The sequence below is a fragment of the Aquisalinus flavus genome, from assembly GCF_014640095.1.
Taxonomy (GTDB): Bacteria; Pseudomonadota; Alphaproteobacteria; order Caulobacterales; family Parvularculaceae; genus Aquisalinus; species Aquisalinus flavus.
The window spans coordinates 103,530-115,744 of the sequence record NZ_BMGH01000002.1 but is presented as its reverse complement, the minus strand read 5'-3'; the positions used below and the strand labels follow the sequence as shown (position 1 = coordinate 115,744).

At 62.2% G+C, this 12,215-nt stretch carries 14 protein-coding genes; 7 read left to right on the top strand and 7 right to left on the bottom strand.

Annotated elements, in window-relative coordinates; translation table 11 throughout:
- Positions 1-12: 12 nt before the first annotated feature.
- From IEV88_RS15075 to IEV88_RS15060, 4 genes are all read right to left on the bottom strand, one after another.
- Entirely contained in the window at positions 13-1,422 is a 1,410-nt protein-coding gene (locus IEV88_RS15075) for a mechanosensitive ion channel family protein (protein WP_188160599.1), read from the bottom strand.
- A 6-nt stretch (positions 1,423-1,428) separates the two neighbouring features.
- A complete protein-coding gene (locus tag IEV88_RS15070) occupies positions 1,429-1,737 on the bottom strand; it encodes a hypothetical protein (RefSeq protein ID WP_188160600.1) in 309 nt (102 codons plus the stop codon).
- 421 nt (positions 1,738-2,158) lie between these two features.
- Complete coding sequence (locus IEV88_RS15065) at positions 2,159-2,806, bottom strand: histidine phosphatase family protein (protein ID WP_188160601.1); 648 nt, start codon at positions 2,804-2,806, stop codon at positions 2,159-2,161.
- A gap of 15 nt (positions 2,807-2,821) precedes the next feature.
- The gene (locus tag IEV88_RS15060) at positions 2,822-4,399 is read right to left on the bottom strand and encodes a lysine--tRNA ligase (RefSeq protein ID WP_188160602.1); all 1,578 of its coding nucleotides are present in this window, start codon (positions 4,397-4,399) and stop codon (positions 2,822-2,824) included.
- Positions 4,400-4,583: 184 nt separating this feature from the next.
- Between IEV88_RS15060 and IEV88_RS15055 the strand changes: the two genes are divergently transcribed.
- Genes IEV88_RS15055 through IEV88_RS15045 form a run of 3 tightly spaced genes read left to right on the top strand, consistent with a single transcriptional unit; the run spans position 4,584 to position 6,451 of the window.
- Positions 4,584-5,024: a tellurite resistance TerB family protein gene (locus IEV88_RS15055; protein ID WP_188160603.1), complete on the top strand. Its 441-nt coding sequence runs from the start codon at positions 4,584-4,586 to the stop codon at positions 5,022-5,024.
- A gap of 4 nt (positions 5,025-5,028) precedes the next feature.
- Positions 5,029-5,388, top strand: coding sequence for a DUF952 domain-containing protein (locus tag IEV88_RS15050; protein WP_188160604.1), 360 nt, complete (start codon positions 5,029-5,031; stop codon positions 5,386-5,388).
- Positions 5,389-5,398: 10 nt separating this feature from the next.
- Entirely contained in the window at positions 5,399-6,451 is a 1,053-nt protein-coding gene (locus IEV88_RS15045; protein ID WP_188160605.1) for a quinone-dependent dihydroorotate dehydrogenase, read from the top strand.
- A 99-nt stretch (positions 6,452-6,550) separates the two neighbouring features.
- On the opposite strand, the gene IEV88_RS15040 is transcribed toward IEV88_RS15045, so the two are convergent.
- Together IEV88_RS15040 and hisI are read right to left on the bottom strand one after the other, a co-directional pair.
- Positions 6,551-7,912: an MATE family efflux transporter gene (locus IEV88_RS15040; protein WP_188160606.1), complete on the bottom strand. Its 1,362-nt coding sequence runs from the start codon at positions 7,910-7,912 to the stop codon at positions 6,551-6,553.
- 44 nt (positions 7,913-7,956) lie between these two features.
- Complete coding sequence (gene hisI / locus IEV88_RS15035) at positions 7,957-8,340, bottom strand: phosphoribosyl-AMP cyclohydrolase (protein WP_188160607.1); 384 nt, start codon at positions 8,338-8,340, stop codon at positions 7,957-7,959.
- Positions 8,341-8,597: 257 nt separating this feature from the next.
- On the opposite strand from hisI, the gene IEV88_RS15030 reads away from it, so the two are divergent.
- From IEV88_RS15030 to IEV88_RS15020, 3 genes are all read left to right on the top strand, one after another.
- Entirely contained in the window at positions 8,598-9,119 is a 522-nt protein-coding gene (locus IEV88_RS15030; RefSeq protein ID WP_188160608.1) for a hypothetical protein, read from the top strand.
- 205 nt (positions 9,120-9,324) lie between these two features.
- Positions 9,325-9,483: a hypothetical protein gene (locus IEV88_RS15025; RefSeq protein ID WP_188160609.1), complete on the top strand. Its 159-nt coding sequence runs from the start codon at positions 9,325-9,327 to the stop codon at positions 9,481-9,483.
- 91 nt (positions 9,484-9,574) lie between these two features.
- On the top strand, positions 9,575-9,850 hold the full coding sequence (locus IEV88_RS15020) for a hypothetical protein (RefSeq protein ID WP_188160610.1): 276 nt from the start codon (positions 9,575-9,577) through the stop codon (positions 9,848-9,850).
- A gap of 9 nt (positions 9,851-9,859) precedes the next feature.
- Here IEV88_RS15020 and folE read toward each other — a convergent pair whose 3' ends face one another.
- Complete coding sequence (folE, locus tag IEV88_RS15015) at positions 9,860-10,489, bottom strand: GTP cyclohydrolase I FolE (RefSeq protein ID WP_188160611.1); 630 nt, start codon at positions 10,487-10,489, stop codon at positions 9,860-9,862.
- A gap of 252 nt (positions 10,490-10,741) precedes the next feature.
- Here folE and cysS point away from each other — a divergent pair, with 252 nt between their 5' ends.
- Entirely contained in the window at positions 10,742-12,151 is a 1,410-nt protein-coding gene (gene cysS / locus IEV88_RS15010) for a cysteine--tRNA ligase (protein ID WP_188160612.1), read from the top strand.
- Positions 12,152-12,215: the final 64 nt, after the last annotated feature.

Below are 12,215 nucleotides of genomic sequence, written 5' to 3'. Positions count from 1 at the left end.
CACGCGCTCGCCCTAGGCTTTCTTCTTCCCCTCGTCACCGAACTCTGTGGGAGCGTTGTCGCTGAGCAGGTCATCGCCCGCCCCGGCGCGGTCCTCCGCGACCTTTTCTTCGAGCGAACGGTCGACGGCAGTGTCCTCTGCGTCCGGCATTTCCGGTACCGATTTCAAGGGTGTGCGCTTCACCGGTGTCTGCGGGGCTGGCGTATCTGGCGTGGTTTCGCTGACCGTGCCGCCGGTGCCTGCAGGCAGGGCAATGCCGTCCTTCAGCCCTTCGATTCGCAGGCGATAGATCGGTTCGGGCAGGGTGAAGCCGTTCGTCTCCAATACTGCCTTGGCGATGCGGATCGCCTGGCTGCGGCCTTTCATGAAATCTGTCTCGCGCTGGTCGAGCCAGCCCGTCAGGGTCAGGACGATGTTGGAATCGCCAACGGCGTCGATCCAGGCGGCGGGCGGCGGGTCGGCGAGGACGAAGGGGAGCGTCCTGAGCGACGGCATGACCGTGTCGAGGGCCGCCTGCGGGTCGTCCTCGGCGTCGATGCCAAGCTGGAATTCGAAGCGGCGTTCCGGGTTGCGGCTGAAATTCTCTATGATGGCCTTGAAGACCACGGAATTGGGGATGCGCAGATGATTGCCGTCCGGCGTCATCAGGATCGTGGCGCGGGAGGTCAGCCGCACGACATTGCCGAGCCTGTCACCGATCTGGACGAGGTCGTTGGGGCGGAAGGGCTGGCGCAGGGACAGCATGATCGAGGCAATGAAATTCTCGATCGTGTCGCGCACGGCGAACCCGATGGCGAGGCCGATGACGCCGGCAGCGCCGAGAAACGCGCCGAGCAGGGCGACGGCATCGAGGATTGTCAGGGCAAGGATGATGCCGACAAGTGCAAAGACGATGCGGATAATGGCGGAGATCATGCCGGCGACGAAAGCGTTCGGCGCAACGCGGCGCCACAGGCCTTCCTGCCGGGCAATGAACAGCCCGGCCAGCAGGAACAGCAGGAAGACGACGAGGGCGACGCCGATCAGCGGCAGCAGGGCATAGGCCTCCAGGAGCGCGCCGCGCAGTTTTGCCGTCGCCGGGTTGAGCCGCCCGCCAACGGTGATGTCGCGCTCCAGGTCATTGGAAACGGTGACCACGCCGCTGACCCGTGCGGCGATGGATTGCGCCTGCGCCAGCGCCTCGCTGTCAGGCACCATGCCGGACAGGGTGACGACGCCGTCCTGCACCGTGACATCGACGGTGGAGAGGGAGGGAATTTGCGAGAAAATACCTTCGATGCGGGTTTCGATATCCTCGTCGGGACCGGCGTTTTCCTCCTGCGTCTCGATCACGGGCGCGGTCTCAGCCGCCTCGTCCTGTGCATGGACAGCGCCAAAGGCGATCGGCACAAGGCAAAGAAAAAGCAGGAATTTCAAACGCATGAACCCTCAACATCCGGCGAGGCGAGCCGGTTCCGCCTCCGCAGCCGGATAGATGCACGGTTTCGTGGCCTTTTTCAAAGCCATAGAACCGCCTGCGCCATCTCCCGATGCCACAAGACGGTCGTTTCGCCGTGCCCGGCGCTTCCGTGTTGCCAAGGAAACCAGCGGGATGAAGGGTTTTGCAGTTCGACCCTTTTCAGTATTGCACAAAACTTCTGGTCTATTGTCGTTATAACTTCGAATATCGATATAACTATGGATAACAATGTAATTATTAATTTCAAGTATTCCATTATTTACTTTTGCAAGATTCATGGATAACCTGTTTATGTTCAATAATATCTTCTTCAATGAAGGATATGCTTGTTGCCATGAAGGCAAGTATGTTTTTTTCTGTTCATTTAGTTGTTATGGAGAATCACCATGGGTTTTGGCAAAACAGTAAGTAGAGCAGTCTCGGCTGTTGTTGCGGGGGCGTCGCTCGCGGTCCTCCCGGTTTCGAACGCCTCTGCACAGGACGGCGCAGGATGGTCTCCCTCCTGTGAATCATGGAGTCCTGGCTGGGACATGTGTGAGGTCGAGGTCTACAATGAACTCACTGGCGAATGGGAAACCCAGGTGTTCTTCATTCCGACTGGCGGTGAGACGCCTCCCCCTGACTCGCTTGTTTGACGACGAGTCGGTTTTCAGGGGGGCTTGATCATTTCAGGCCCCCCGTCGACGACTTTGCAGGATTTTATTCCCCGGCGTCGTCCTGGCAGCGGTGAATGGTCTCCACGCCGTCTTCGAAGGCATAGAACTGGTCCTGGGTCATCGGCAGGTGAACGACCTGGGATGGCGGATGGCCGGCGATGATCGCGCGCAGCACGCGGCCGGTGCCGCCATGGCCGGTGATGATGGCCGGGCCTGTCACTTCCTTGAGGAAGTGAGTCAGCGGTTCGACCCGGTCTTCATAGGATTCGCCCTCGGGCCGCCGCGTCGTCCATTTGTCCGCTTGCAGGGCGGCGTAATCATCCGGCCATTTCTCCCTGATCTCGTCATAGGTATATCCATTCCAGGCGCCGTGATCGATTTCGGTCAGGCGCTCGTCGGTCTCTACCGCCACATCAGGGCAGCCAAGCTCGTGACAGATCAGCGCCATGGTTCGCGTGGCGCGGGAGAGCGGACTGGAATAGAAGGTGAAGGGCGCCCGCCTGCTGTCGGACAGCCGGCTACCGAGCACCATTTTCAGTACACGGCCATAGGCGCGCGCCTGGGTCTCGCCCAAGGCGTTGACCGGGATATCGGTCAGACCCTGGCAGCGCATTTGCGCGTTCCAGTCGGTTTGCCCGTGCCGGAAGAAATACACGGGATGGCGCAGGCGGACCTGTTCCAGAAAAGCCATGGGTCTGTTTTCCTATCAGGCGTCGCGGTCGAGGGCGGCCTGCAAGAGTTTCGCGGTTTCCTTCGGGCCGTAGATCTTGATGAATGGCCCCATGCGCGGGCCTTCCTTCTGGCCGAAGGCAACCTCGTACAGGCCGGTGAACCACTCGCGGATATTCTCGTAGCCCTGCGCCTTGCCGGCATCGAAGACGAGGGTCTGGAAGACATCTTCCTCCGCCGCCGGATCGGCCTCGCTCAGAGAGGCGGCCAGCATTTCGATGGCGGCTTTCTCACGCTCGTCGGCGGCGCGGTATTGCTTCTTCTGTTTGACGAAATCCTCGAAGTAATTGACCGCATAGGTCAGCATCGGCTCCATCGCCGCCATTTCTGCATCGCTGGCGTCGGGGCGGTATTTGTGCACGAAGCCTTTCAGCACGGCGGGGTCTGACGTGCCCGACGCGTTGACGATGTTGAGCAGGAGCGAGAAGGTCACCGGCGGCGTGTCTGCCGGCGGGTTGCCGCCATGCAGGTGCCAGGCCGGGTTGTCGAGCTTCTTCTCCGGCGTCTCCGCCGCGTGATAGCGCTCGACGAAGGACCAGTATTCGTCAGCCGTTTTCGGGATGATGTCGAAGTAGAGCTTCTTGGCTTTTCTCGGTGCGCTGAACATGAAAAGCGACAGGCTGTCCGGCGAGGCATAGGTCAGCCATTCCTCGATGGTCAGGCCATTGCCCTTGGTCTTGGAGATTTTCTTGCCGTCCTCGTCGAGGAAGAGCTGGTAGTTGAAGCCGGCCGGCGGCGTACCGCCCAGTGCCGTGACGATGCGGCTCGACAGGCGCGTCGATTCCGTCAGGTCCTCGCCTGCCATTTCATAATCGACGCCCAGCGCGTACCAGCGCCCGGCCCAGTCGGCCTTCCATTGCAGCTTGACCGCGCCGCCGGTGACCTTTGTCTCGACGCGCGTGCCGTCCTCGTCCTCGAAGACGACGGTGCCGGAGGCGGCGTCGCGCTCCAGCATCGGCACGTAAAGGACGCGGCCCGTCGTCGGCGAGATCGGCAGGATCGGTGACCAGGTCTTGCGCCGGTCCTCGCCGATGGTCGGCAGGATGATGTCCATGACCTCGTCATATTTCTCCAGCATGCGAATGAGGGCGGCGTCATATTTGCCGGACATATAGGCATCGGTCGCCGACAGGAATTCATAGTCAAAGCCGAACCGGTCGAGGAAGCCGCACAGTTTTGCATTATTGTGAGCCGAGTAGCTGTCATGGGTGCCCCACGGGTCGGGCACGCGCGACAGCGGCTGCTGCAGGTACTTTTCCAGCTTGTCGGCATTGGGCAGGCCCGGGGGCAGTTTGCGCATGCCGTCCATGTCGTCGGAGACGCAGATCAGCCGCGTCGGGCGCCCGGTCAGCGCCTCGAATGCATTGCGCACCATGGTCGTGCGGGCGACCTCGCCGAACGTGCCGATATGGGGCAGGCCGGACGGGCCGTAGCCAGTCTCGAAGATCACCGGTTGGTCCGCCGGCTTGTTCTCAACGCGCTTGGCCAGGGCCTTTGCCTCCTGAAAGGGCCATGCTTTTGCGTTGTTCAGGTCGTCGGCGGTAAAATCGGTCATCGGGGTGTGGTTTCTTTCAGAGAGGGCGTGATTGCAGGCCCGGGAAGCTAGGTCTAGCATGATTGCAGGTCAAGCGGGCATCGGGCGTGTCGTGCCCCGTTCTGGCGGGCTTGCGATAGGCTGTAAAGCCGCATAGCTTCCGGGCCATACGAAGAGAGTGTCAACAAGCAGGAGTAACAATGCCATGGCAGCAGAAGCCGTCGTCCAACTCACGCCGCAGGAAGCGGTGATCTATCTGATGGTGATGAGTTCCGCCTCCGACGGGATCATTTCCGAGGGCGAGCTGCGCACCATTGGCCGCGTCGTGCGGTCCTTCCCGTTGTTTTCCGATTCCGACGAGGACAATCTGGTCCGCACCTCCGAGGAATGCGGTGTGCTGATGTCGTCCGATGGCGGCCTGCACAAGGTGCTCTCCGCCGCCGAGGCCGCGCTGCCGGCCCATCTGGGCGAGACCGCCTATGCCGCCTGCGTCGATGTCGTCACCGCCGACGAGAATCTCGATATTGCCGAAATCCGCGTGCTGGAGCTGATCCGCCAGACATTGAAAGTCTCCGACGAGGGCGCCAACGCGATCGAGCATGCCGCCCGCGCGCGCCACATGACGGTCGATCCGGCCTTCGACTAGGACTATGGAACCGACGATCATCTATCGCCTGCTGACCGAAGAAGACTGGTCGGCGGCCCGTGCCGATGCGCTCGTGCCGCGCCGCGCCATCGACGAGGCCGATGGCTATTTCCACCTGTCGGCGGAGAACCAGCTGATCGAGACGGCGAACCTCCATTTCGACGGCACGGACACGCTGTTCGCCCTCGGCTTTGACGCCGCTGCGCTGGAGGCCGACCTGAAATGGGAAATGGCGCCCAAGCGCGGACAGGAGTTTCCGCACTTCTACGGCGATGCGCTGCGGGTGAAACATGCCGACCGGCTGCTGCGGCTCGACCGGCGACCGGGCGGATCGTTCGCGGTGACGGGGATGGACTCTTTATGAAGGTGTACCGATGAAACTGCCGCTGCCGCTCGCCACGGCGGGCGCGAAACTGCTGACCACGATCGACCCGGAACAGGCGCACCGCCTGACCATCCGTGCCCTGAAGGCCGGGTTGCAGCCGGCGGTCACACCGGTGACGGACAAGCGGCTGGCAATCCGCGTGGCGGGGATCGACTTCCCAAATCCGCTCGGCCTGGCCGCCGGGTTCGACAAGAATGCCGAAGTGCCGGACGCGGTGCTGGCGCTGGGCTTCGGCTTTGTCGAGGTCGGCGCGGTGACGCCGCAGCCGCAGCCGGGCAATGACCGCCCGCGCGTCTTCCGCCTGAAGGACAACAACGCGGTCATCAACCGCTATGGCTTCAACAATGACGGGCTGGCGCTGATTGCCCGGCGGCTGCAGGATCGCAAGCGGCGCGGCGGGATCGTCGGCATCAATCTGGGGGCGAACAAGACGACGGAAGACAAGGCGGCGGATTACGTCGCGGGGTTGAAGGCGCTGGAGCCGCATGTCGATTTCGCCACGGTCAATATCTCATCGCCCAACACGCCGGGCCTGCGCACGCTGCAGGGCCGCGTCCCCTTGGAAGACCTGCTCGCCCGCGTCTTGTCTGCGCGCACGGGCACGCTGCCGGTGTTCCTCAAGATCGCGCCCGACCTGACCGATGAAGACAAGGCCGATATCGCCGCGGTGGCAAAGACCAGCGGCATTGACGGGCTGATCGTCTCCAACACCACGATCACGCGGCCGGATGGTCTCGACCCCGAGCTGGCCACGGAGGCTGGCGGCCTGTCGGGCGAGCCCTTGTTCGCGCTGTCGACGGCGGTGCTGAAGGATTTCGCGGTTGCGCTGGGCGGCGCCGTGCCGCTGATCGGTGTCGGCGGCGTGTCGTCGGCCAAGGATGCCTATGCCAAGATCCTGGCGGGCGCGTCGCTGGTACAGCTCTATACCGCCATGGTCTATGAAGGGCCGGGCCTGCCGACGCAGATTTTGCGCGGCCTCGTCGATTATCTGCAGGCGGACGGGTTTATCTCTGTCGAGGATGCGGTTGGCAAGGGGCTATGATTTCCTGTCCTTCGTGGCCCTCTTCGAGGGCACCTCAGGATGAGGAAATCCTGACCCTCATGCTGAGGTGGCTGCAACGCAGCCCACGAAGCATAGGGGTCAGTCTTCTTTCTGCCCTTCATCGATCAGCTTGGCAAATCCGCCCCATAGCGCCACCAGCGTCAGGGCGCGGGCGATGAGGAAGGTGCCGAACGCCATCCACAGGCCATGATTGTCGAAATAGCGGGTCAGGAGCACGACCGCGCCGACATAGAAGATCCCTGAGACGATCATCGAATTGCGCAGCGCTTTCGATCGCGTCGCGCCGATATAATAGCCATCGAGCTGGAAGGCGGTGGCGACGACGATGGGCGAGAGGATGATCCAGCCGAAATAGTCCCGCGCCGTGGCGTTGATCTGCGGGTCCGGCGCGGCAATGTCGAGCAGGCTCGTGCCGAACAGGAGATAGAGTGCGCACATGGCAAGGCCGACGACGAGGGTGATGACCGCGCTCTTGCGGATCGTCTGGTAGAAGCGGTGATGGCGCGCGCGGCGGCGTTTGGCTCCCAGCGACTGGCCGACCAGCGCTTCTGCTGCAATCGCCGCGCCGTCGAGCACCAGCCCGGTGACGAGGAAGAACTGGAACAGGATCTGGTTGGCCGAGAGAACATAGTCGCCATAGACCGCCGAGCGCTGGATGAACCAGACGATGGCGCCGACAAGGATCAGCGTACGGATGAAGATGTCGAGATTGACGGCGAGGAGCCGTTTGAGCGAGCGGCGGGCGAGATAGTCGATCTCGCGCCAATGGGCCTTGAGGCCGTCATTCTTCGACAGGACGAGGGCGACGGCGGCAAGGCCGAGCACGGCGCCCGTTACCTCGGCGATCAGCGTGCCCCAGGCGACGCCCGCCGCACCAAGATCGAGGCCGATCACGAACCAGATATCGAGCCCGGTGTTGAGCAGCGTCAGCGCGACGGAGACGGCCATCATCAGGCCGGTATGGCCGCGCGCCGTCAGCCAGCCGAGCAGGCCGTATGTCATCAGCGCGGCGGGTGCACCCCAGATGCGGATGGCGTAATAGGTCTGCGCGGCTTCCACCGTTTCCGGCACCACCGTCGCGCCGCGGGTCATCAGCCAGAAGGCCAGCTCGCCGAACGGATATTGCAGGATGACGAGCAGGAGCCCGATGACGGCGCCAAGGCCGACCGACTGGGCAAGGATGCGGCGCACTTTCGGCTCGTTGCGCTCGCCCACCGCCTGCGCCGTCAGGCCGGAGGTCGACATGCGCAGAAAGCCGAAGGTCCAGTAAGCGAGGGAGAAGATCGCCGAAGAAAGCCCGACCGCGCCGACATCGAGCGGCCGCGCCGAATAGCCCAGCACCGTCGCGTCGACAAGGCCGAGCAGCGGCGTGATCATCGCCGCGACGCTGGCGGGCCAGGCCAGCGCCAGCAGGCGGCCATAGGTGACGGGCTGTTGCATGGGACCTGTCTAGACGGGTTTGGACCTGATGCTAATGGCCGGTGCTAATGGCCGGGTTTCAGGGCGAGTCCGCCTGCCGCCTTCACGGTGCGGTAGAAACAGGTGTCGCGCCCGGTGTGGCAGGCGGCACCGGTCTGGCTGACCTTCACCAGCAGCACATCCTGGTCGCAGTCGATATGCATGGAGACGAGGGTCTGGATATGGCCGGAGGTCGCGCCCTTGTGCCACAGCCCGGCGCGGGAGCGGGACCAGTAATGGACCTCCCCGGTCGCGAGTGTCTTGTCGATCGCCTCCTGGTTCATCCACGCCATCATCAATATGTCGCCGGTCACCGCGTCCTGCGCGATGGCGGGGATCAGGCCTGCCTCGTTGAAGCGCGGGGCGAAAGCGCTGGTTTCCTCAATGCTTTCCGGTTTCGCGTCGGTCATGGGATATTCCTTTTCCGGCCTGATGGGTGTTTCACAGGGCAGATTTTGTCAAGGATTTACCGCCTCTTACAGGCATTGGGGCGCGGCAGCCATGCCACGTTTGCGGCCTTTGCTGGCAAGTTCGCTAGCGACAGCCATTTAACCGAACGGGTAAGCGTTCCTTCACCTTATCGGCATAAGTTTACGCAAACCGATAAAGACCGGGGCACCCGCACGGCGCCGTGCTGCCCGGTCCAGCTCATGAGGCGGAGCTTTTCATGTCCGATACGCTGCTCAAATCGCTTGCCGTGATCGCCTTCTTCGTTGGCCTGAGCATTCTCGGTCTGTCCCTGCTCAATATCGGATCGATGCTCAGCCCCCCCGCCCATTACGGCACACACGGTCCGAGCGGCTGGTGGACCGACCGGGTACTGACGACGATCATCCACCTGATGTTCCTGATTACCGTCTGCATGGCGATGATCGCGCTCTATGCGATCAGTCACAAGGGGCTGACCGCCTCCCTGACGACCCGCTGCATCTTCATCGCCGGCTTCGCGCTGACGGTGTGCGGCTGCCTCGGCATGTTGCAGTCGGTCACCCAGATGCCGTATCACCTGCCGGCGGTGCAGGCCCTTCAGGCTTCCGGCCAGTCGGGGCTCGGCTATGCGGCGCGGGTTTTCCTCGATGCCTTCGCTGACAATGGCAAGACGCTGGTGATCGGCTTCATGCTGATCGTGCTCGCCCGCCATCTTGGCCAGAAGACCGGGGACAAGCCGAGTGTTCCCGTCACGGCATAGCCGGCGCATCGCACAGGCGAGAACGTCGCCGCCTGAATGGCGACTGAGAAATTTCATCCGGATTCGGCGTTTCAAAATGGTTCCATTCTTCGGAATAATTTCCGTATAAGGATATTTATCCTGGCCGGCCCTTGTTATGGCGCGGGCTACCTTCTAGATAAGGATCACTGGCATATTCGTGCCGGTTATTTGAAAGTTGGATACCATGTTTAAGAAAAATCATAATGCAGGCGATAAAACCCCGAAAAACGAGAAAAAAGACTCCGCCAACGATACCGCTGCCCAGAAAGAGAAGCCTGCGATCGTCGCTGGCGACAATTCCAAACCGGCTGCCGCAAAGACTGAAGCCAAACAGTCTTCATAACGGCGGATGCGGGGGGATACCCCCCCCGCCACTTTCCTTGCAGAGGAGAATTTCAAGCCGCCTCGACAGCGGCGGTTATCGGAAGGAACTCATGATCGAGTCGCGCGTCACCTTCATGTTCCCGTTCCGGCTCGAGGGCGTTTATGACCTGCAGATGCCGGGGACTTACAGTATCCGCAGCACTGTCAGCCATCACTGGGTTTTCCCGTTCCACTGGCATCGCAGCGAAGACTCCAGCATCCGGCTGTGCTCGACACCCGGACGCCGGGGCAAGCTTCAGGACGTCGATATTTCGATTGCCGACCTGTCGGCGGCTCTTGGCCGCGACCGTCATCAGGACGCAGACCTCGCTGGTCCCGCCGTCTAGCTGTCCGGACTACCCCTTGATCAGCCGCAGGAAGCGCTCTTCCAGTTTCGGATCGTCCCTGAACGCACCGGTAAAGCGTGTGGTGATCGTGTCGACGCCATGCTTGTGCACGCCCCGGGTCGACATGCACTGGTGCTCGGCCTCGATCATCACGGCGACGCCCTTGGGCTCCAGCACGGTGTTGAGCGTGTCGGCGATCTGGGCGGTCAGTTTTTCCTGGATCTGCAGACGCTTTGAATAGGCATCGACGAGGCGGGCGAGCTTGGAAATGCCGACGACCTTGTTGTCCGGCAGATAGGCGATATGGGCCTTGCCGATGATCGGCGCCATGTGGTGCTCGCAATAACTCTCCAGCCGGATATCCTTCATCAGCACGATATCGTCATAGCCTTCGACTTCCTCGAAGGTGCGCGCCAGGATCGCTTCCGGGTCGTCGTCATAGCCAGCGAACCATTCCTGATACGCTTTCGTGACCCGTTTTGGCGTGTCGAGCAGGCCTTCGCGGGCGGGATTGTCGCCAGCCCAGCGGATCAGCGTGCGCACGGCCTCCTCTGCTTCCGCCCGTGTCGGGCGGGAAGAGACGCTCTCCTCATCATTGCTGGAGGCACGGGTAATGGTATCGTAGGCAATGGCTGACATGGGCCTGTCCTATCGTTGGTTAGGGCGATTACACATTCGCAACTGTGGGGATTGTTTCCGCCTTAGCCGCTGGACACAAGATAATGAGAAGACTAGGAAAAAACCACTGACGACTGCGTCATTTCCGGTGAGGGGCCATGCAGCTCTGTTGTAACTGTCTGATTTTATTGAGCTCTGTGCGCTGAGCCTGCGCCAACTTGCCCCATTCGGGCGGTTTTCTCCCGCATTTGTGAAAGCCAGGATTATCCTGCCATGACGATCAACACGACGATCAAGCTCCAAAACAGCTATTCCGGCAAGAAAGAGATTTTCGCGCCCGCCGACCCGAAACGGGTGACGATGTATGTCTGCGGCCCGACGGTCTATTCCTATGCCCATATCGGCAATGCCCGCGCGGCAGTGGTATTCGACCAGTGGTTCCGCCTGCTGCGCGCCGTCTATGGCGAGGATCATGTCGTCTATGCGCGCAATTTCACCGATATCGACGACAAGATCATCAAGGCACACCAGGAAAGCGGCGAGCCGATCAGCGCGATCACCCAGCGCTATGCCGATATCTATCGCGCCGACATGGCAGGCCTCGGTTGCCTGAAACCGAGCTGCGAGCCACGCGCGACCGCCCATATCGCGGGGATGCAGGGGCTGATCACGACGCTGATCGAGCGCGGCCATGCCTATGTGGCGCAAGGCCATGTGCTGTTCGATGTCGACAGCTATGAGGCCTACGGAAAGCTGTCGAAGCTCGACCGCGACGAGATCATCGCCGGGGCGCGGGTCGAGGTCGCACCGTACAAGCGCAATGCCGCCGATTTCGTGCTGTGGAAGCCGAGCGCCGATAACGAGCCCGGCTGGCCGGCGCCGCCGGCGTGGGGGATCGAGGGCAAGGGCCGGCCCGGCTGGCACCTGGAATGCTCGGCCATGATCCGCGACGTGCTGGGCGAGACCATCGACATCCATGGCGGCGGGCAGGATCTGCGCTTCCCCCACCATGAGAACGAGATCGCGCAGAGCTGCTGCTCCGGTGACAAGGGCCTGGCGGATGGCGATGTGCCGCTGGCGCGGTACTGGCTGCATAACGGCTTCCTGAACATGGGCGAGGACAAGATGTCCAAGTCGCTCGGAAATATCGTGCTGCCCCATGACCTGTTGAAGGAATGGGATGGCGAGGTGCTGCGCTGGGCGCTGCTCTCGGCCCATTACCGCCAGCCGCTTGTGTGGACGCAGGAGTTGCTGGAGCAGTCGAAGAAACAGCTCGACCGGTTCTACCGTGTGCTGAGCGATGGCGAGGCGGACCTGCCGGCCGGATCGTCTGAAGCGGTGATTGAGGCGCTGGCGGACGATCTGAACACGCCCGAAGCCTTCGCGGCACTCCATGCGCTTCGGGACAAGGCAAAGGCCGGTGAGGCAAAGGCGGCTGCGGACCTTCTGGCCGCCGGCCAGTTGCTGGGCGTGTTCAACGCCGATCCGGCTGACTGGCTGAAGGGCAAGGCGGCGGGTGAGGGCGCGCTCGACGATGCCGCCATCGACGCGCTGCTGGTCGAGCGGGCCGAGGCGCGCAAGGCGAAGGACTTCGCCCGGGCCGATGCGATTCGCGACAAGCTCGCCGCGCAGAACATCATCATCGAGGATGGCCCGTCCGGCGCGACGTGGCGCAGGGGGTAAGGCGCCGGGGGTAGGGTCCCCGCTTTAGTTGAGACGCCGCGTGCGGCCTGTGGCAAGAAGATGT